Genomic DNA, 18,764 nt, shown 5'->3' with positions numbered 1-18,764 from the left:
ACTTGCGATGGGCTCGACGGAGCGGGTAGGCCTAGTACGGACACGAAACCGACACGGCCGGCTTTGGAGGCGCCGCACACCGCAGTGCACGCACGGCTTCGGCAGCCTTATGCCGAGAACGATGGAGGACACCATGTCACCCCGGCTCGACGCATCGCATACCCGGACGGCGACGTCGACACCCCCACCGGAACAACTGGATGCCATCGAGGGACTGATCGCGGAACTTCCCGAGATCCCCCCGTACGACGAGGTCGACGCGGTCGACGCGCGAGCCCTGTCCAAGACCCTCTTCGAGCGGCTGGAGTCGCTGGAGGAAGGCACCCACGAGTACTCGTACGTACGCAACACACTCGTCGAACTGAACCTCGCGCTGGTCAAGTTCGCCGCCTCCCGGTTCCGCTCCCGCAGCGAACCCATGGAGGACATCATCCAGGTCGGCACGATCGGCCTGATCAAGGCGATCGACCGCTTCGAACTCTCTCGCGGCGTCGAGTTCCCCACTTTCGCGATGCCTACCATCATCGGCGAGATCAAGCGTTTCTTCCGCGACACGTCGTGGTCGGTACGGGTCCCGCGCCGCCTCCAGGAACTCCGGCTGGACCTCGCCAAGGCGGGTGACGAGCTGGCGCAGAAGCTGGACCGCTCCCCCACGGTCGCGGAACTCGCGGACCGCCTCGGCATCTCGAGGGACGAGGTGGTCGAGGGCATGGCGGCCTCCAACGCGTACACCGCCTCCTCCCTGGACGCACAGCCCGACGAGGACGACTCCGAGGGCGCGCTGGCGGACCGGATCGGTTACGAGGACCACGGCCTGGAGGGCGTCGAGTACATCGAGTCCCTCAAGCCGCTGATCGCCGAACTCCCGTCCAGGGACCGCAGGATCCTCTCGCTGCGCTTCGTGGCGGGCCTGACCCAGTCGGAGATCGGCGAGGAACTCGGCATCTCCCAGATGCACGTGTCCCGGCTGCTGTCCCGGACGCTGGTCCAGCTGCGGAAGGCGCTGACGGTGGAGGAGTAGGGGCGGGGGCCGGCCGTCCGGCTGCCGCAGGTCGGCCGTCGGCCCCAGCACTTTCCGACCCTTCCGGCCCTTAGGCCCTTCCGGTCCTTTAGGTACTTCCGGCGCTTTCAGTACTTTCAGTACTTTCGGCAAAGGTGCCCCGCAGTCCTCGCGCACGCTCCAGACTGGCCGGTACGTCAGGAAGGACGCGGCGCGAAGGGGCGGAGCATGACACCAGGCGACCCTGCTCTCCCGGACGCGCGCCTGACCGAGCTGCTGCGCGCCCCCAGCGCCACCGCGTACCCCGCTCTCCAGGAACTCCGCGCCCGTCACCAGCCCGCGGTCCTCGCGTACGCCCTGCACTGCACGACCGGTGACGCGGCGGCCCGGCGGCTCACCGCCCAGACCCTCACCGGCGCCGCCCGCGACATCGCGCACGGCGCCGAGCCGGTCGTACCCCTGCGCCACCACCTGCTCCTGCTGACCGCGGAGCTCGCGGCCCGGTGGGCGCGTGACGACCGCTCCGCCGCCCTGGACCCCGCCTTCCTGCTGGTCCTGAACTCGTCCGGCGGGGCCGAGCCGCCCGCCCCGCCGCTGCTCACGGCGTTCCGGTCCCTTCCGTCCCGCACCCAGGGCCTGCTCTGGTACGGGGTGCTGGACGAGGAGCCGGAAGCCCGGACCGCGGCCCTGCTCGGCGTGACTCCCGAGGACGTCCGGTACGGCGTCCCGCCCGCGCTGCACTCCCTGGCCCAGGCCTGTCTCCGCGGCCGGCTGGCCGCCTCCGACGACCCGCGCTGCGCGGACTTCCGCCGTCTGATCGAGGAGGCGGTCCGTCCTGAGAACCCCCGCCACAGCGCCGACCTGCACGCGCACATGGCCCACTGCGCACACTGCACGGCGGCTTTCGAGGACCTCGGCGCGCTCCGGGACGCCCCACGCGAGGCGCTGGCGGAGGGGCTGCTGCCCTGGGGCGGGACGGCGTACGTACGTCAGCTCGGCGCGCCGGCGCCGGCCACCGGGCCCCTGCCGGGCCCGCGCACGGGCCGTCGGCCCCCGGCCCGCCGCCGGCTCCTGCTCACCTCGGCCGCCCTGGGCGTGGCCCTCGTACCGCTGCTGCTGCTTCTCCTGGACCGCCCGGCCGCACCCGTCCGGAGCACGGGGCCGACCCCGCCGCCCGCGACCCCGCAGGTGACCGTGACGGCGACGGCGACCGTCTCCCCCACCCCCGCCTCCACCCCCGCGCGCCCGTCCCACAGCCCGTCCCCGACCCGATCCCCGTCCCCCTCGGCGGCTCCGTCCGCCTCGCCCGCTCCCAGGCCGCCGGGCGGCTCCTCCGCGCAGGTCGTGAACGCGGCGACCGGACGCTGCCTGGACGTCCTCGGCGCCGACTTCGACAACGGCACCGACGTCGTCACCGCCGCCTGCTCCGGCGCCGCCTCCCAGCGCTGGCGGGTCGACGCGGACCGCGGGGTCCTGCGGTCCGCCGAGGATCCCGACTTCTGCCTGGACAGCCGGGGGTCGGTCGACAAGGGCGTCGGCATCTGGCAGTGCTCCTCGGTGGACGGCGACCACGGCGACAACCTCCGCTTCACCGTGGACCCGGACGGCGAGATCCGCCCCGCCATCGCCATCGGGACGGCCCTCACCCCGGCCGGCGACGACGCGCTCGCCCTGGCCCCGGACGACAACGAAACGGACCAGCACTGGCGGGCGGGGGCCCGCTGACTCAGCCGACGACCCGCTCGCCCCGCCGCCACACCCCGCTGACCAGCGGAACGCCCGGGCGGTAGGCCAGGTGGACGTGGCTCGGGGCGTCCAGGAGGGTCAGGTCGGCGTAGGCGCCGGGGCTCAGGCGGCCGATGTCGTCCCGGCGCAGGGCCGCCGCGCCGCCGGCCGTGGCCGACCAGACCGCCTCGTCGGGGGTCATGCGCATGTCCCGGACGGCCAGGGCGACGCAGAAGGGCACGGAGGAGGTGAACGACGAACCGGGGTTGCAGTCCGTGGAGAGGGCGACGGTCACGCCCGCGTCGAGGAGCCGGCGGGCGTCCGGCCACTCGGCCCGGGTGGAGAACTCGGCGCCCGGCAGGAGGGTGGCGACCGTGTTGCCGCTCGCCAGCGCGTCGACGTCGGCGTCCGTCAGGTGGGTGCAGTGGTCGGCGCTCGCCGCGTCCAGCTCCACGGCCAGCTGCACGCCCGGACCGTAGGAGAGCTGGTTGGCGTGGATGCGCGGGGTGAGGCCCTTCGCCCGGCCCGCGGTGAGGATCGCGCGGGCCTGGTCGCCGTCGAAGGCGCCCTTCTCGCAGAAGACGTCGATCCAGCGGGCGTACGGCGCGCAGGCGTCCAGCATCTCGCCGGTGACCAGGGAGACGTACGCGGCCGGGTCGTCGGCGTGGTCCGGGGGGACGATGTGGGCGCCCAGGTAGGTGACCTCGTCGGTGTGGGCGGCGGCGATGCGCAGGGCCCTCGCCTCGTCCTCGACCGTCAGGCCGTAGCCCGACTTCGTCTCGAAGGTGGTGGTGCCCTGGCGGAGGGCCTCGGCGAGGTAGTGGGTGAGGTTGCGCTCCAGTTCCCCGTCCGTGGCGGCACGGGTCGCCGCGACCGTCGTCCGGATGCCGCCCGCGGTGTAGGAGCGGCCGGACATACGGGCGTTGAACTCCTGGGTGCGGTCGCCCGCGAAGACCAGGTGCGAGTGGGAGTCCACGAAGCCCGGCAGCACGGTCCGGCCGCCCGCGTCGACCCGGTTGTCAGTGGCGGGTGCTTTGCTGGATTCACCGGCCCACACGACACGGTCGCCGTCGATGACGACGGCCGCGTCCTGGATCAGTCCGAGAGGGGAGTTGTCGCCGAGGGAGGGGTCGTTGGTGACCAGCGTGGCGATGTGGGTGATGGCGGTGCTGCTGCTCATGGTGTCCTCGTGGAGGGTCGTCAGGCGCGGAGGGCTTCGACGGCGTCCGCGAGCGCTGCCGGCACGTCCGGTACGAGCGTGTGCGCGCCGTCGCGTACGACGTGACGGCCCGCGACGACCGTGTGCCGGACGTCCGCCGCGGTCGCGGCGAATACGGCCGTCTCGGCGCCCAGCCGGGGCAGCGGCCCCGCTGTTCTGACCGAGTCCAGCGCGATCGTCGTCAGGTCGGCGAGCATGCCGGTCTCGATGGCGCCGGCGTCGTCCCAGCCGAGGGCGGCATGCCCGTCGGTGGAGGCGGCGCGCAGCAGGGCGGCGGCCGTCCAGTGGCCCCGGGTGCGGGTGCGCAGCCGCTCGTTCAGTTCCATCGCGCGGGCCTCTTCGAGCAGGTCGATGACGGCGTGGCTGTCGGAGCCGAGGGAGAGCGGGGAGCCCGCGCGCTGGAGGGCGACGGCGGGTCCGATGCCGTCGGCCAGGTCCCGTTCGGTCGTCGGGCACATGCAGGTGCCGGTCCCGCTGCCGCCGAGCAGCGCGATGTCCTCGTCGGTGAGGTGCGTGTTGTGGACGCCGGTGGTGCGCGGGCCGAGGACGCCGTGGTCGGCGAGCAGCCGGGTGGGGGTGACGCCGTGGGCGGCCAGGCAGGCGTCGTTCTCCGCGGTCTGCTCGGACAGGTGCACGTGGAGCGGGGCCCGCCGCTCCTCGGCCCAGCGGGCCACCGTCGCCAACTGGTCGGCGGGCACGGCCCGTACGGAGTGGATCGCCGCTCCGATCCGTGCGTGATCCCGTTCCTTGAGAACTGCACAGCGTTCGGCCCAGGTCTCCGCGCTGCCGTCGGAGAAGCGCAGCTGGTGGGTGTTGGGCGGCTCGCCGCCGGGCCGCTTCGAGAGACCCGAGGCGAGATAGGCGGTGTCGAGGAGGGTGATCCGGATCCCGGCGTCGGCGGCGGCCGCGATCAGGGCCTCGCCCATGGCGTTGGGGTCGGCGTAGCGGGTGCCGCCGGGGGCGTGGTGGACGTAGTGGAACTCGCCGACGCAGGCCACGCCCGCCAGCACCATCTCGGCGTACACCGCGCGGGCGAGCGCGTGGTAGGTGTCCGGGGTCAGCCGGTCGGCGAAGGAGTACATGAGCTCGCGCCAGGTCCAGAAGGTCCCGGAGCCGACCTGGACCGTGCCCCGCAGGGCCCGGTGGAAGGCGTGCGAGTGGGCGTTGGCCAGGCCCGGGAGGGTGAGGCCGCGCAGCACCTCGGCGCCGGGCGGCGGCGCGGGCGTCTCCGTCCGCACCGCCGTGATCCGGCCGTCGGCGACCTCCACGGCGACACCTGGCTCGACGTTCGTGTCCAGCCAGGCGTACTCCAACCAGTACGTCGTCCGTGTCGTCACGCGCGGGCCAGCCCTTCCAGTACGTCGGCGAGCGAGCTCACCCCGGCCACGCAGTCGTCCTCGGCCGCGAACTCGGCTGGGGAGTGCGAGACGCCGGTGGGGTTGCGCACGAACAGCATGGCGGTCGGGATGCTCCCCGAGAGGATCCCGGCGTCGTGTCCCGCACCGGTACCCAGGACGGGCACGGTGAGTCCGGTGTCCTTGCCCAGGATGCGGCCGAGTTCGTCGCGCAGGGCGTGGTCGAACTCGACGACCGGGGTGAAGGACTCCCGGACGACGTCGAGGTCGATGCCGTGTGCCCGCGCGTACTCCCGGGCCGCCTGCTCGACGCCGCCCACGACGGTGTCGAGGGTGGCCTGGTCGGCGGCGCGGGAGTCGAGCCAGCCGCGCACCAGGGAGGGGATGGCGTTGACGCCGTTCGGTTCGACGGCGATCTTGCCGAAGGTGGCGACGGCGCCGGCGAGTTCGGCCTCGCGGCGGGCGGCGAGCACGGTCTCGGCGTACGACAGCATGGGATCGCGGCGGTCCACCAGCCGGGTGGTGCCGGCGTGGTTGGCCTCGCCCCGGAAGTCGAACCGCCAGCGTCCGTGCGGCCAGATCGCGCTGGCGATGCCGACCCGGTCACCGGACAGGTCCAGCGCCCGGCCCTGCTCCACGTGCAGTTCGACGAAGGCACCGATGCGCGCGAGCCGCTCGGGGTCGGCGCCGATGGCGTCGGGGTCGTAGCCGGCCGCCTCCATGGCGCGGGGCAGGCTCACCCCGTCCCCGTCGGTCAGCCGGTGCGCCTGCTCGACGGTCAGCTGCCCTGCGGTGAGCCGTGAGCCGACGCAGGCGAGCCCGAACCGGGCGCCCTCCTCGTCACCGAAGTTGACGACGGCCAGGGGGCGGCTGAACTCGACCCCCCGCTCCCGGAGTTCGTCCAGGGCGGCGAAGGAGGACACGACACCGAGGGGACCGTCGAAGGCGCCGCCGTCCGGCACGGAGTCCAGATGCGACCCGGTGACGACGGCGTCACCGGCCTCCGGGTCCCCGAGCCAGGCCCACTGGTTCCCGTTCCGGTCGACCTCGTACGTCAGCCCACGCCCCTCGGCCTGCGCCCGGAACCAGGCCCGGCACTCACCGTCGGCCCCGCTCCAGGCGAACCGCCGGTAGCCGCGGGACTCGGCATGCCGACCGATGGGCGCCAGCTCCCGCCACATCTCATGGAACGAGCTTCCACCCCGCACAGCCCGCACCCCGTCGCCCCGCGCAGAGTGTGCGCCGTCGCCCCCCACAGGCTGTGCGCAGTCGTTCCGCAGGGCGGAACGGGTGGGCACAGCCGGAGCCGCAGACGGCGACGAGAGGCCGGCCCCCACCGAAGAGTTGCCGCTCTCCGTCACGCCGACTCACCTTCACGCATCGGCACCCGCACGCCCCGCTCGTCCGCGACCGACTCCGCGATGTCGTACCCGGCGTCCACGTGCCGGATCACGCCCATCCCCGGGTCGTTCGTCAGCACCCGGCGGATCTTCTCGCCGGCCAGCTTCGTGCCGTCGGCGACCGTCACCTGCCCGGCGTGGATGGAGCGGCCCATGCCGACCCCGCCGCCGTGGTGGATGGAGACCCAGGACGCGCCCGAGGCCACGTTCACCATGGCGTTCAGCAGCGGCCAGTCGGCGATCGCGTCGGAGCCGTCCAGCATGGCCTCGGTCTCCCGGTAGGGGGAGGCCACGGAGCCGGCGTCGAGGTGGTCGCGGCCGATCGCCAGCGGCGCCGCCAGCTCCCCGCTCGCCACCATGTCGTTGAAGCGGTCGCCGGCCTTGTCCCGCTCGCCGTAGCCGAGCCAGCAGATACGCGCGGGCAGGCCCTGGAAGTGGACCCGCTCACCGGCCAGCTTGATCCAGCGGGCGAGGGACTCGTTCTCCGGGAAGAGGTCGAGGATCGCCTTGTCGGTCTTGGCGATGTCGGAGGCCTCACCGGACAGGGCCGCCCACCGGAAGGGGCCCTTGCCCTCGGAGAACAGCGGGCGGATGTAGGCGGGGACGAAGCCGGGGAAGGCGAACGCCCGCTCGTAGCCCGCGAGCTGCGCCTCGCCGCGGATGGAGTTGCCGTAGTCGAAGACCTCGGCGCCGGCGTCCATGAAGCCGACCATGGCCTCGACGTGCTTCGCCATGGACTCACGGGCGCGGCTGGTGAAGCCGGCCGGGTCCTTGGCCGCGGCGTCGGCCATGTCCTCGAAGGCCACGCCCACCGGCAGGTACGACAGCGGGTCGTGGGCGGAGGTCTGGTCGGTGACGATGTCGACGGGGGCGCCCTCGGCGAGCATCCGCGGCAGCAGTTCGGCGGCGTTGCCGAGCAGGCCGATGGAGAGCGGACGGCGGGCGTCGCGGGCCTCGACGGCCAGCTGGAGGGCGTGCTCCAGGTTGTCGGCCTTCACGTCCAGGTAGCGGTGCTCGATGCGGCGTTCGATCGCGCGCGGGTCGCAGTCGATACAGATGGCGACGCCGTCGTTCATGGTGACCGCGAGGGGCTGGGCGCCGCCCATGCCGCCGAGGCCGGCGGTGAGGGTGATCGTGCCGGCGAGGGTGCCGTTGAACTTCTTCGCGGCGACGGCGGCGAAGGTCTCGTAGGTGCCCTGGAGGATGCCCTGGGTGCCGATGTAGATCCAGGAGCCGGCGGTCATCTGGCCGTACATGGTGAGGCCGAGGGCCTCCAGACGGCGGAACTCCTCCCAGTTGGCCCAGTCGCCGACCAGGTTGGAGTTGGCGATGAGGACGCGCGGGGCCCACTCGTGGGTCTGCATCACGCCGACCGGGCGGCCGGACTGGACCAGCATGGTCTCGTCCTGCTTGAGGGTCCGCAGCGTGCGCACCATCGCGTCGAAGGAGCGCCAGTCACGGGCGGCCTTGCCGGTGCCGCCGTAGACGACGAGCTTGTCGGGGTGCTCGGCCACCTCGGGGTCGAGGTTGTTCTGCAGCATCCGCAGGGCGGCTTCCTGCTGCCATCCCAGGGCGCTCAGTTCCGTACCGCGCGGCGCTCGTACGGGGCGGGGTCCTGACATGGTCTGCCTCCTAGCGGATCAGTCCTCGTGTTCCTACGGTTATTCACATCCTGACTTCCTGAATAGAACTAGTCAATACATCGGTCCGCCAGCGGGGCCCGAGCCGGGATGTTTGGCTGGACTTATGGGCCTTAAGGGTGTGGACGACGACATGTCGGGGGACGTCGTGACGGAGACGGAAGCGGACGGGAACGGCGGCGGCAACGGCGGCGAGGGCGACGGCGGGCGGGTGGCGCGGCGGGACGACGCCGTGCGGGCGGCGGTGGAGCAGGGGCTGCTGGGGCCGGACGCGCCGATCGTAGGCCTGCTGGACGTGACCGGCATCCGCGCGTCGGCGACGGCGCTGCGCCGGGCGTTCGCCGCGGTGGCGGCGCCGGGCACACCGGTGCTGCACGCCTTCGCCGTGAAGGCGAACCCGCTGGTGCCGGTGGTGCGGCTGCTGGCCGGGGAGGGCCTGGGCGCCGAGGTGGCCAGCGCGGGCGAGCTGGCGCTGGCGCGGGCGGCCGGGGTCCCGGTGGAGCGGACCGTGTTCGACGCGCCCGCGAAGACCCGGGCGGAGCTGCGCGAGGCGCTGGCGCTGGGCGTCGCGGTGAACGCGGACAGCCCGCAGGAGCTGGCCAGGATCGACGCGCTGCGGGAGGCCGGCGCCGGCGTGCCCCGCTCACCGCTCGGCATCCGGGTCAACCCGCAGCTCGGCCCGGGGACCATCGGGGCCACCTCCACGGCCACCGCGACCTCGAAGTTCGGGGTGGGGCTGCGGGACGAGGGGGGCCGGGAGTGGGTCGTACGGGCGTTCGCGGAGCGGCCGTGGCTGACGCGGCTGCACGCGCACATCGGCTCGCAGGGGATCCCGCTGTCGCTGCTGGCCCGGGGCGTGGCGGAGACGTACGGGCTGGCCGAGGAGATCAACGCGCGCGTCGGGCGGCGGCAGATCGACACCCTCGACATCGGGGGCGGTCTTTCGGTCGCCTTCGCCTCGGAGGCGGCCGAGCCGACGTACGCGCAGTACGCGCGGCTGCTCGCGGAGGTGGTGCCGGGGCTGTTCGACGGGCGGTACGGGCTGGTGACCGAGTTCGGGCGGTCGCTGCTGGCCCGGCACGGGACGGTGCTGGCCCGGGTGGAGTACACCAAGAGCTCCGGCGGGCGGCGGATCGCGGTGACGCACGCGGGGGTCCAGGTGGCGCCGCGGACGGTGTACGTGCCGGCCGCGTGGCCGCTCAGGATCGCCGCCTACGACGGCAAGGGGCGGCCGAAGGAGGGGGCGCCGGTGGTGCAGGACGTGGCGGGGCCGGCCTGTTTCTCCGGCGATCTGCTCGCCGAGGGCCGTGCGCTGCCCCCGCTGGAGCAGGGGGACCTCGCGGCGGCCCTGGACACCGGGGCGTACTACTTCGGCAGCCACTACTCCTACAACTCCCTTGCCAGGCCCGGGATTTACGGTTTCGTGCCGGACGGCGACGGAGGTGTGGCGTTCGCCGTCGTACGGGAGCCGCAGTCGGTCGCGGAGATCGTGGCCGAATCCGGAGGGGCGCACGCCGACGCGCTCACCACCCTGCGCGCCACCGGAAGCCGTTGAGACACCTTGGACACAGGGATCAACTGGTGCGAAAAGCAGCTCAGTTGACCAACACTAGCCTGCCGGGCGCACGTTCCACTGGAAAATGCCAAACGACTCACTCCTCCCGCACACGTTGCGTAGTGTCTGCGTCACTCAACCGGAGTCCCAGGCGGCGGGAGGGGAGCCACGGTGCCCGGAATCGACGAGTGCTTACTGGAAGCGATGCGCCTGCCCGGCGCGCGGGGCGCGGCGTTGGTCGACTGGACCAGCGGGCTGGCCCTGGGCACGGTCGGGGAGGCGCCCGGCGGTGACCACGAGACCACCGCGGCGGAGGCGGCCGAACTGGCCCGGCTGGCCGCCGAGCACGGGGCGTTCAGCACGGAGGACGACACCGAGGTGGGCCCCCCGGTGGAGGACCTGATCGTCAGCAACCGGGACAGCTACCACCTGCTGCGGTTCGTGGTCACGTCCTTCGACGCCACGGTCTTCCTGCATCTGTGGCTGACCCGCGAGGACGGCAATCTGGCCCTCGCCCGGATCCGGCTCGGCGAGATGGCCGAGCGGCTGGTGCTGGGATGACCGTGGTCGAGACACCTCCGCCGCTGCCCGTCCGGGACCGGGCGGCCGCCCACGACCGGACGGCCGGCGCGCTCTCACCGATGCTGATACGTCTCGCCGAGGAGCGGGCCACCGGTGTCCTGGTCCGCGAGCACGGCAGCCTGCACCTGGCCGAGGGCCGCGTGGTGCACGCCGAGAGCCCCCTCGCCCCCGGCCTCGACGTGCTCCTCACGGCCCACGGCACGCTCGACGCGGCGGCCTGGCCCTGGACCGAGGACATGGCCGCCGCCACCCACCGGCTGTTCACCGCCGGGCTGCTGCCCAGGGGCGCCCTGGAGGTGTGCCGGCTCGGCGCGCTGTACGACGCCGGGTACTTCGCGCTCGCCCCCAGCAGCACCCCGGGCCGGTTCCGGTACGGCACGCCGGCCGCAGCGGGCCCGCTGCGGGCCGTGCCGGTCACCGCCCTGGAACGCGAGACCCTGCGCCGCCGCGAGCTGCTGCACCGCGTGTGGCCCGACCCCGCCACCGACAGTGCCGCGCTGATCCGGGCCGACCCGGTCGCGCCACCGCCGGTCACGCCCCGCCAGCGGGCCGTCCTGAACCGGGTGGACGGCGTCCGCACGGCCGCGGAGATCGCCCGGGAACTGGGCCGGCCGGCCTTCCACACGCTGGTCGACGTACGCCGGCTGGCGGCGGCCGGGCTCCTCGTCCCGGGGCGCACCACGGCCACCGCGCCGCCCCTGCTCCCACCGGTGACCGACCCCGACATCGCGCTGCTGAAGAGGCTCAGGGATGCGCTGGAGGCCCTTTGAACGGCACCGCCCCGCCGAGAGGAGACAGCTGATGGCGGCAGAATCCGGCAGCTCCGGCAGAGAGGCCGTCCTCGACGAACTGCGCCGGTTACGCACCCGGATGCCCCAGTTCACCGGCGCCCTGGCGGCCGGCGTCGACGGCCTCGTCGTCGCCCACGACTGTCCCGGCGTCGATCCGGAGGGCCTGGCCGCCCTGACCGCGGCCGAGCTCGGGGTCGCCGTACGGGTCGCCGACGCCACCGGCAAGGGCGAGCTCAGGGAGCTGCTGGTGCGCGGCGAGGACGGCTATGTCGCCACCTACGCCGCCGGCCGCAGCGCCGTGCTCACCCTGCTCGCCGAGGACCGGGTGAACGTGGGCCGGCTGCATCTGGAGGGCCGCCGCGCCGCCGCCCGGATCGGGGAGCTGGTCGACGCCGCGGAGGCCGCCGCCAAGGCCCTGCGACCGGCCCGCGCCACCACCCCACGGACCAGATCCACGCGCACGCCACGAACCAGCACCACCACCGACGCGCGCACCGCAACCGACAGTTGAGAGGAACCAGAAAGTCATGGCCAACACCGAAACCGCGCTGAAAGAGTGCCTGACCTCCATCGAGGGCGCCACCGGCGTCGCGCTCGTCGACTACACCAGCGGGATGGCGCTGGGCACGATGGGCGGCAGCAAGACCTTCGACCTGAACGTGGCCGCCGCCGGCAACACCGACGTGATCCGCGCCAAGATGCGCACCATGGAGCACCTCGGCCTCAAGGGCGAGATCGAGGACATCCTGATCACGCTCTCCAACGCGTACCACCTGATCCGCCTGCTCAAGGGGCGCGGCGGCAACGGCCTCTTCCTCTACCTGGTGCTCGACGCCTCCCGCGCCAACCTGGCGATGGCCCGGCACCAGCTGAAGAGGATCGAGGAGGACCTGGAGGTCTGACCGGGCCTCAGACCAGCGCCGCGGTGCGGCGGCGGGCCCCGCCCGGGGACGCGTCGCCCGCCGCGATGCCGGTACCGCGGTACGCCTTGACGGCCTTGCCCGCCGGACGGCCGCCGCGCTTGTCGAGCCAGTCGACACGCACCCACATCAGCTGGTCACCGGCCCTCTCCCGGCGCCCGAGCCAGGCCGCCTTCAGGCGCAGCCCGGTACCGGCGCCGGCCAGCAGCAGGCCGCCCGCCGCGGGCACCGCGAAGGAGCTGCCGAGAGCGACGGCGAAGGCCAGCAGCAGCCACCAGCGGTGACCCCGGCGCCAGTTGCGCACGGTCACGGCCCGGTCCTGGAGGACGTCGTGCTTGCCGGCCCGGGCGGCGCCGCGCACCAGCGCGGTGTACCGCCTGCGGCGGACGTACGCCACGACGGCGGCGCCGACGAGGAACAGCGCGGCCCCGGCCAGCACGCCGATCCGCCGCCCGGTGACGCCCGGGGGCAGCACGCCGACGCCCGCCGCGAACACCCCCGCCCACCACAGGGGCGCGGCCCCGGCCCGTACGACCACGGCCACCCGCGCCAGTCCCTGTCCGCCGCGGCCTTCCCGTCCCGTACGCCCCATGTCCGCTGCCTCCTCGCCGGTGCCGGTCCGTCCGTAGGGCAGGACGCTAACGACCGAACGTGAGACGAGCCTGAGAGAACCGTCCGACGGCGGTTCACTCCACGAACAGTCCCCGTACCGCCGCCCGCGCGTCGAACTCCTCCAGGCGGGCCTGCGCGCCCGGCAGGTCGTCGCACATGGCCTCCAGGAGCACCCGGCCGAGCAGCATCGGCGCGCACGCCGTGTCGAAGGCGAGCCCGGTGCCGACGGCGGCCGGCAGCAGCAGGTCGGAGACCTTGGCCACGGGCGCGAAGGCGGAGTCGGCGACGGTGACGACGGTCAGCCCGGCCTCCTTGGCGTAGCCGAGGGTGTCCACGACCTCGCGGGGGTGCCGGGGCAGCGCGAAGCACAGCAGGGTGGAGGCACCGGCGAGGACGGCCGCGTCGATGCGGTCGTGGATCATCGTGCCGCCCTCGTTGAGCAGCCGGACGTCCGGGTGGACCTTGGCGGCGAAGTAGGCGAAGCCGTACGCCTGGGAGGCGGCGGCGCGCAGCCCGAGCACCGGCAGCGGCCGGGAGGCGGCCAGCAGCCGCCCCGCCTGCTGCACGGGACGGGGGTCGGCGAGCACCTCGGCGAGGTGCCGGAGGTTCTCGATCTCGGCCTCGACGGCTTCCTGGTACTCGTTGTAGGAGCCGTTGCCGGCCGTCTGCTCGGCGGGCACCACCTCGCGCAGGTGCTTGCGCAGCGCCGGGTAGCCGTCGAAGCCCAGGGCGACCGCGAACCGGGTCACGGAGGGCTGGCTGACCCCGGCCAGTTCGGCCAGCTCCACGCTGGACAGGAAGGGCACGTCGGCGGCGCGCCGCACCATGCTGTGCGCGATGCGCCGCTGGGTCGGCGTGAGCCGGTGCCCCTCGAAGAGCGCCTGCAACCGTGTCGCAGGGCTGTCGGTCACGCTCATGACGTGCTCCCCCTCCAGATGTCCGTGAACCGGTCGAGCAGCCCGGCCGCCGCGGTGACGTCGTCGGTGAGCGGCCGGTCGGCCGGGTCCGCCTCCAGCGCCGCCTCGGCGAGCTCCAGCGCCAGGCCCGCCCCGAGCCCGGGTTCGGGGCTCAGGTCGCGCTGGCGCAGCGCCCGTACGGCGGCGACGAGTTCGCAGCCGACCACCAGACGGTACGCACGGCAGGCGCGCAGCGTTTGACGGGCGGCGAGCGAGGCGAAACTGGCCTGCTCCTCGACGCCTCGGGAGAGTACAGCGTGCCCGAGGGAGGCGGGCGCGGAGAAGGCGCGCAGGTCGCCGAGGGCGGCGCCGGCGGCGTACTCCAGGATCATCACGCCGGAGGAGGCGGGCTCGTGGTCGGCGAGGAAGGGGCGCAGCCGGGTGAAGGCGGGCTCGTTGAGGGTGGACAGGCGGGACGTGGACAGCCGGGCGACCTGGGTGACGGCGAGCCGGAAGTGGTCCAGGGCGAGGGCGAGCTGGGCCTGGTAGAAGCCGCCGTGGTGGTAGGCGGCGAGGTCCTCGGCCGAGATGAGGGGGTTCTCGGCGGCGGCGTTGATCTCGACCGCGAGTACCTGTTCCAGGGCGTCGGCCGCGTCGAGGGCGGGGCCGTGGATCTGGGGCAGGCAGCGGAAGCCGTACGGGTCCTGGATCCGGCCGAGCGGCGGGGTGGGCCGGTCGGCGGCGCCGATCAGTTCCCGCATCCGGCGGGCGACCTCGACGCTGCCCCGGTGCGGGCGGGCCGCGTGCACCGGGGCCGCGTACGCCTCGTGGGAGCCGTCGACGGCGAGCAGGGACAGGGCCGCCACCACCTGGGTGGCCTCGATCAGGCCGCGCAGTTCGTGCAGGGCGAGCGCGGCCTGGCCGAGGGTGAGGGCGTTGCTGCTGATCAGGGCGAGGGCGTCGTTGTTGTCGAGGGGCTGCGGCTCGGGTGGCGTCGCGCCCCGCCAGGGGTGCTCCCCCGCCAGTGCGAGGCCCATCTGCGCGAGCGCCGCGATGTCGCCGGTGCCGACCGAGCCGAACTCGTTGACGACCGGATGCGCGCCGGACTCCAGCGCCTCGCACAGGGCGGTGATGACGCTCGGCCGCAGTCCGGCGCCGCCCGCGAGCAGCTGGTTGGCGCGGACCGCGAGCATCGCGCGCACCTGCCGGGCGGGCAGTTCGTCGCCGATGGCGCCGGCGTGGCTGCGCAGCAGCCGCAGGCCGTGGCCGGCGGCCGCCTCGGTGGGGACGTCCTCGTTCCGGTTGGCGCCGACGCCGGTGGAACGGCCGTAGACGCGGCCGGTCGCGGCGATCCCCCGGGCGGCGTCCCAGGACTCCTCGGCACGGCGCATCGCGTCCGTGCCGGGGACCGGCCGGGCGGTGCCGTCGGCGAGGCGTACGACGTCGTCGACCCCCATGCCGATGCCGTCGAGGACCACCAGACCGGAATGAGCTATTCCGATCGCGTCCACGATATGAGACGACATCACGCCCAAACTCCCCTCAACGCGGACATTGGATCTTGCCCCTCGGTCATCTGTTACGGCGGATTAACGTCAGACCGTTGACAAGCTATTCACACACCAAGAACTCTGCATGACGTTATACAGCCGGGCAAGGGACATCTCATGATCCAGTTCGACGCGGTCCACAAGCGCTTCCCCAACGGCACGACAGCAGTACATGATCTCTCCCTGGAGATGCCGGAGGGCGGGGTGACCGTCCTCGTCGGCTCCTCCGGATGCGGCAAGACCACCACCCTGCGGATGATCAACCGAATGATCGAGCCGACCTCCGGCACGATCAAGGTCAACGGCGAGGACGTCACCCGGCAGGACGCCGCCGAACTCCGCCGGTCCATCGGGTACGTCATCCAGCAGGCCGGCCTCTTCCCGCACCGCACGGTGCTCGACAACATCGCCACCGTCCCGCTGCTCCTCGGCTGGAACCGGAAGAAGGCCCGCGCCCGCGCCGCCGAACTCCTGGAGACGGTCGGCCTCGCCGCCGACGCCGGCAAGCGCTACCCGCACCAGCTCTCCGGCGGCCAGCAGCAGCGCGTCGGCGTCGCCCGCGCACTCGCCGCCGACCCGCCGGTACTGCTGATGGACGAGCCCTTCGGCGCCGTCGACCCGGTGGTGCGCACCCAGCTCCAGGACGAACTGCTGCGGCTCCAGAAGGAGTTGAACAAGACCATCGTCTTCGTCACCCACGACGTCGACGAGGCCGTCCGGCTCGGCGACCGCATCGCGATCTTCCGCACCGGCGGCCACCTGGTCCAGTGCGCCCCGCCCGCCGAACTCCTGGCCCGCCCGGCCGACGACTTCGTGGCCGACTTCCTCGGCGCCGAGCGCGGCCTGAAGCTGCTCTCGTTGAGGACCCTGGCCGGCGTCCCGCAGGGCCCGGCTCCCGAGGGCGGCGCCTGGACCCTCGTACTCGACGCCGGACGCAGGCCGCTGCACTGGGCGTCGGAGTCCACGGACGCCGAACTCCCGGTGCGGGCGCTCAAGGACACCGACTCGCTGCTCTCGGCCCTCGACGAGTCGATCGCCTCCCCGACCGGGCTCGTCGCCCGGGTCGACGCCGACGGCGTCCTCACCGGCGTCTCCTCCCGCGACGACATCCACGTGCACGCGGGCCAGGCCCACACCGAGGCCCGGGTGGTGGCCGCATGACCATCGACTGGTCGTGGATAGGCGACCACACCGACGACCTCACCACCCTCACCCTCTCCCACCTCCAGGCCGCGATGACCGCCGTCTTCCTCGGCCTGGTGATCTCGCTGCCGCTCGCGGTGCTCGCCCACCGGGTCCGTCCGTTGCGCGGCTTCCTGCTCGGCCTGTCCAACGTGCTCTTCACGATCCCCTCGATCGCGATCTTCGTCCTGCTGCTGCCGGTCAGCGGCCTGACCCGGACCACCACCGTCATCGGCCTGACCGTCTACACCCTGGTGGTGCTGCTGCGGAACACGGTCGAGGGCCTGGACTCGGTCCCGGCGAGGACCAAGGAGGCGGCGAAGGCGATGGGCACCCGCCCGCTGCGCACCCTCCTCACCGTCGAGTTCCCGCTGGCCCTGCCGGTGATCTTCGCGGGCGTCCGGATCGCCACCGTCATGTCGATCTCCCTCGTGTCCGTCGCCACCTACATCGGCGACGGCGGCCTCGGCCAGCTCTTCACCGACGGCTTCCAGCGCGACTTCCCGACCCCGGTGATCGTGGGCGTGGTCCTCACGATCCTGCTCGCCGTGGTCGCGGACGCGCTGCTGGTGGCCCTCCAGTACGTCCTCACCCCGTGGCGCAGGAGGCGAGCCTGAGATGTTCGAACTCTTCAAGAACCTCGGCACCTGGCTGACCAGCGGCTCCCAGTGGGCCGGCCAGGACGGCATCGCCCATCGGCTCACCGAGCACCTCCAGTACTCGCTGCTCGCCACCCTGATCGCCGCCGCGATCGGCCTCCCGGTCGGGCTGCTGATCGGGCACACCGGCAAGGGCGCGTTCCTCGCCATCAACCTGGCGTCCTTCGGGCGCGCGCTGCCGACCGTGGGCCTGGTGGTCCTGGTCTTCCTGGCGGGCGGCCTGTCCATGCTGCCGGTGTACGTGGCGCTGGTGGCCCTCGCGGTCCCGGCCATCGTCACCAACACCTACGCCGGGATGACGGCCGTCGACCCGGACGTCCGCGACGCCGCCCGCGGCCAGGGGATGCGCGGCCACCAGGTCCTCCTCCAGGTCGAACTGCCGCTCGCGCTCCCCCTGATCATGACCGGCCTGCGCCTCGCGCTGATCCAGGTCGTCGCCACCGCCACCATCGCCGCGTACGTCTCCTTCGGCGGCCTCGGCCGCTACGTCTTCGACGGACTCGCCCAGCGCGACCTCGTCCAGGTGCTCGGCGGCGCGGTACTGGTCGCGTTCGTCGCCGTCGTCCTCGATCTGCTGCTGAGCACCCTCCAGCGCTTCCTCTTCCTCCCCCACGCTCGAACAGACTCGCGTGGGGGCACCCCCACCCGCACCGCCTAGGGAACCCGAGATGAACCGTCGCACCCTCCTCGGCGGCCTGCTCGCCGCCGGCTCCGTCACCGCCCTCTCCGCCTGCTCCAGCGGCATCACCTCCCTGAACGAGAGCAGCGGCTCGACCGCCGGCGGCGGCTCGAGCAAGGGCGGGATCACCATCGGCACCGCCAACTTCACCGAGAACCAGGTGCTCGGCTACCTCTACGCGGCCGCGCTCAGGAAGGCCGGGGTGCAGGTGAAGGTCCGCCCGAACCTCGGCACCCGGGAGATCGTGATCCCCGCGCTCAAGGCCGGCGACATCGACCTGCTGCCCGAGTACCAGGGCGCCCTCCTCAACTACCTGGCCCCGAAGGACGACTCGTCCGAGCCCGGCACCATGCAGAACGCGCTCACCCTGGCGCTGCCGGCCGGGCTCCAGGTGCTGCCCTACGGCCAGGCCGCCGACTCCGACTGCTTCGTGGTCACCCGGGCGACCGCCCGGAAGTACGGCCTGACCTCCCTCGCCGACCTCGCCAAGCAGAACGGGAAGCTGGTCATCGGGGCCGCGCCCGAGGTGAAGAAGCGCCGGGTGGGCGCGGTCGGGCTTCAGGAGGTGTACGGCGTCGAGTTCAAGGAGTTCAAGTCGCTCGACTCGGACGGCCCGCTGGTCAAGGGCGCGCTGAAGAAGGGCGACGTGGACGTGGCTAACCTCTTCACCACCGACACCGACATCGCGGCCGACGACTGGGTGGTGCTGGCCGACCCGAAGAACCTGATCCCCAGCCAGCACATCGTCCCGCTGATCGCCGACCGCAAGGCCGACGACACGGTCCGCAAGGCGCTCGCCCGGCTCGGCAACGTGCTCACCACCGAGCAGCTCACCCAGCTCAACAGCCAGGTCGACAACGACAAGAAGGACCCCGAGGACGTGGCGGACGCGTACGCGAAGCAGCACGGACTGGCCTGACCCGCGGGCGCCGGACGGGCATCGGGCGGGCATCTGGCGGGTATCGGGCGGGCGATGATCCGGCCAAGGATCGTTAAATC

18 protein-coding genes are annotated in these 18,764 nt (G+C 73.0%); 11 read left to right on the top strand and 7 right to left on the bottom strand.

The features are described 5' to 3' along the window. The first annotated feature begins 133 nt into the window (after positions 1-133). On the top strand, positions 134-1,021 hold the full coding sequence (locus tag MB828_RS40465; protein WP_207920932.1) for an RNA polymerase sigma factor SigF: 888 nt from the start codon (positions 134-136) through the stop codon (positions 1,019-1,021). Between the two features lie 207 nt (positions 1,022-1,228). Next, positions 1,229-2,725, top strand: a complete 1,497-nt coding sequence (locus MB828_RS40460) for an RICIN domain-containing protein (RefSeq protein ID WP_301652503.1) — start codon at positions 1,229-1,231, stop codon at positions 2,723-2,725. A gap of 1 nt (position 2,726) precedes the next feature. Here MB828_RS40460 and hutI read toward each other — a convergent pair whose 3' ends face one another. The 4 genes from hutI to hutU all read right to left on the bottom strand — a co-directional run bounded on the left by hutI (position 2,727) and on the right by hutU (position 8,321). Beyond that, positions 2,727-3,905, bottom strand: a complete 1,179-nt coding sequence (gene hutI, locus MB828_RS40455; protein ID WP_301652502.1) for an imidazolonepropionase — start codon at positions 3,903-3,905, stop codon at positions 2,727-2,729. A gap of 20 nt (positions 3,906-3,925) precedes the next feature. Beyond that, positions 3,926-5,281: a formimidoylglutamate deiminase gene (locus tag MB828_RS40450; RefSeq protein WP_301652501.1), complete on the bottom strand. Its 1,356-nt coding sequence runs from the start codon at positions 5,279-5,281 to the stop codon at positions 3,926-3,928. Beyond that, positions 5,278-6,480 carry an allantoate amidohydrolase gene (locus MB828_RS40445; RefSeq protein ID WP_301652557.1) on the bottom strand — a complete coding sequence of 401 codons (1,203 nt, stop codon included), beginning with the start codon at positions 6,478-6,480 and terminating at the stop codon, positions 5,278-5,280. The genes MB828_RS40450 and MB828_RS40445 overlap by 4 nt, the downstream gene beginning before the upstream one ends. Before the next feature lie 176 nt (positions 6,481-6,656). Continuing rightward, entirely contained in the window at positions 6,657-8,321 is a 1,665-nt protein-coding gene (hutU, locus tag MB828_RS40440) for a urocanate hydratase (RefSeq protein WP_301652500.1), read from the bottom strand. A gap of 151 nt (positions 8,322-8,472) precedes the next feature. Between hutU and MB828_RS40435 the strand changes: the two genes are divergently transcribed. From MB828_RS40435 to MB828_RS40415, 5 genes are all read left to right on the top strand, one after another. Beyond that, on the top strand, positions 8,473-9,894 hold the full coding sequence (locus tag MB828_RS40435; protein WP_301652499.1) for a diaminopimelate decarboxylase: 1,422 nt from the start codon (positions 8,473-8,475) through the stop codon (positions 9,892-9,894). 171 nt (positions 9,895-10,065) lie between these two features. Continuing rightward, positions 10,066-10,455, top strand: a complete 390-nt coding sequence (locus MB828_RS40430; protein WP_133027855.1) for a hypothetical protein — start codon at positions 10,066-10,068, stop codon at positions 10,453-10,455. Next, complete coding sequence (locus MB828_RS40425) at positions 10,452-11,246, top strand: transcriptional regulator (RefSeq protein WP_301652498.1); 795 nt, start codon at positions 10,452-10,454, stop codon at positions 11,244-11,246. The genes MB828_RS40430 and MB828_RS40425 overlap by 4 nt, the downstream gene beginning before the upstream one ends. A gap of 31 nt (positions 11,247-11,277) precedes the next feature. Continuing rightward, positions 11,278-11,778, top strand: a complete 501-nt coding sequence (locus MB828_RS40420; RefSeq protein WP_301652497.1) for a roadblock/LC7 domain-containing protein — start codon at positions 11,278-11,280, stop codon at positions 11,776-11,778. Between the two features lie 16 nt (positions 11,779-11,794). Then, the gene (locus MB828_RS40415; RefSeq protein ID WP_046731669.1) at positions 11,795-12,169 is read left to right on the top strand and encodes a hypothetical protein; all 375 of its coding nucleotides are present in this window, start codon (positions 11,795-11,797) and stop codon (positions 12,167-12,169) included. A gap of 7 nt (positions 12,170-12,176) precedes the next feature. Here the strand turns inward: MB828_RS40415 and MB828_RS40410 are convergent, their stop codons facing one another. The 3 genes from MB828_RS40410 to MB828_RS40400 all read right to left on the bottom strand — a co-directional run bounded on the left by MB828_RS40410 (position 12,177) and on the right by MB828_RS40400 (position 15,221). Next, the gene (locus MB828_RS40410; protein ID WP_133027858.1) at positions 12,177-12,779 is read right to left on the bottom strand and encodes a hypothetical protein; all 603 of its coding nucleotides are present in this window, start codon (positions 12,777-12,779) and stop codon (positions 12,177-12,179) included. Positions 12,780-12,873: 94 nt separating this feature from the next. After that, positions 12,874-13,716, bottom strand: a complete 843-nt coding sequence (locus MB828_RS40405) for a MurR/RpiR family transcriptional regulator (protein ID WP_133027859.1) — start codon at positions 13,714-13,716, stop codon at positions 12,874-12,876. Continuing rightward, complete coding sequence (locus MB828_RS40400) at positions 13,713-15,221, bottom strand: aromatic amino acid ammonia-lyase (RefSeq protein WP_133027860.1); 1,509 nt, start codon at positions 15,219-15,221, stop codon at positions 13,713-13,715. Before MB828_RS40400 ends, MB828_RS40405 begins: the two co-directional genes overlap by 4 nt. A 141-nt stretch (positions 15,222-15,362) precedes the next feature. On the opposite strand from MB828_RS40400, the gene MB828_RS40395 reads away from it, so the two are divergent. From MB828_RS40395 to MB828_RS40380, 4 genes are read left to right on the top strand one after another with little or no spacing between them, the layout of a single operon-like run. Next, complete coding sequence (locus tag MB828_RS40395; RefSeq protein WP_301652496.1) at positions 15,363-16,406, top strand: ABC transporter ATP-binding protein; 1,044 nt, start codon at positions 15,363-15,365, stop codon at positions 16,404-16,406. After that, the gene (locus tag MB828_RS40390; RefSeq protein ID WP_301652495.1) at positions 16,403-17,044 is read left to right on the top strand and encodes an ABC transporter permease; all 642 of its coding nucleotides are present in this window, start codon (positions 16,403-16,405) and stop codon (positions 17,042-17,044) included. Before MB828_RS40395 ends, MB828_RS40390 begins: the two co-directional genes overlap by 4 nt. Position 17,045: 1 nt before the next feature. After that, positions 17,046-17,744 carry an ABC transporter permease gene (locus MB828_RS40385; RefSeq protein WP_301652494.1) on the top strand — a complete coding sequence of 233 codons (699 nt, stop codon included), beginning with the start codon at positions 17,046-17,048 and terminating at the stop codon, positions 17,742-17,744. Between the two features lie 10 nt (positions 17,745-17,754). Continuing rightward, positions 17,755-18,684, top strand: coding sequence for an ABC transporter substrate-binding protein (locus MB828_RS40380; RefSeq protein ID WP_301652493.1), 930 nt, complete (start codon positions 17,755-17,757; stop codon positions 18,682-18,684). Positions 18,685-18,764 lie beyond the last annotated feature (80 nt).

Source organism: Streptomyces arenae (assembly GCF_022343545.1).
In the GTDB taxonomy this organism is placed as follows: Bacteria; Actinomycetota; Actinomycetes; order Streptomycetales; family Streptomycetaceae; genus Streptomyces; species Streptomyces humi.
Note: the sequence above shows the minus strand (reverse complement) of the source record. Positions and strands in the feature narration are given on the sequence as shown.

Coding starts and splice junctions, on each gene's coding strand:
- MB828_RS40395 (WP_301652496.1), top strand. CDS start 15,363: ATGATCCAGTTCGACGCGGTCCACAAGCGCTTCCCCAACGGCACGACA.
- MB828_RS40435 (WP_301652499.1), top strand. CDS start 8,473: ATGTCGGGGGACGTCGTGACGGAGACGGAAGCGGACGGGAACGGCGGC.
- MB828_RS40390 (WP_301652495.1), top strand. CDS start 16,403: ATGACCATCGACTGGTCGTGGATAGGCGACCACACCGACGACCTCACC.
- hutI (WP_301652502.1), bottom strand. CDS start 3,905: ATGAGCAGCAGCACCGCCATCACCCACATCGCCACGCTGGTCACCAAC.
- MB828_RS40420 (WP_301652497.1), top strand. CDS start 11,278: ATGGCGGCAGAATCCGGCAGCTCCGGCAGAGAGGCCGTCCTCGACGAA.
- hutU (WP_301652500.1), bottom strand. CDS start 8,321: ATGTCAGGACCCCGCCCCGTACGAGCGCCGCGCGGTACGGAACTGAGC.
- MB828_RS40385 (WP_301652494.1), top strand. CDS start 17,046: ATGTTCGAACTCTTCAAGAACCTCGGCACCTGGCTGACCAGCGGCTCC.
- MB828_RS40460 (WP_301652503.1), top strand. CDS start 1,229: ATGACACCAGGCGACCCTGCTCTCCCGGACGCGCGCCTGACCGAGCTG.
- MB828_RS40405 (WP_133027859.1), bottom strand. CDS start 13,716: ATGAGCGTGACCGACAGCCCTGCGACACGGTTGCAGGCGCTCTTCGAG.
- MB828_RS40380 (WP_301652493.1), top strand. CDS start 17,755: ATGAACCGTCGCACCCTCCTCGGCGGCCTGCTCGCCGCCGGCTCCGTC.
- MB828_RS40425 (WP_301652498.1), top strand. CDS start 10,452: ATGACCGTGGTCGAGACACCTCCGCCGCTGCCCGTCCGGGACCGGGCG.
- MB828_RS40400 (WP_133027860.1), bottom strand. CDS start 15,221: ATGTCGTCTCATATCGTGGACGCGATCGGAATAGCTCATTCCGGTCTG.
- MB828_RS40445 (WP_301652557.1), bottom strand. CDS start 6,480: ATGTGGCGGGAGCTGGCGCCCATCGGTCGGCATGCCGAGTCCCGCGGC.
- MB828_RS40465 (WP_207920932.1), top strand. CDS start 134: ATGTCACCCCGGCTCGACGCATCGCATACCCGGACGGCGACGTCGACA.
- MB828_RS40415 (WP_046731669.1), top strand. CDS start 11,795: ATGGCCAACACCGAAACCGCGCTGAAAGAGTGCCTGACCTCCATCGAG.
- MB828_RS40410 (WP_133027858.1), bottom strand. CDS start 12,779: ATGGGGCGTACGGGACGGGAAGGCCGCGGCGGACAGGGACTGGCGCGG.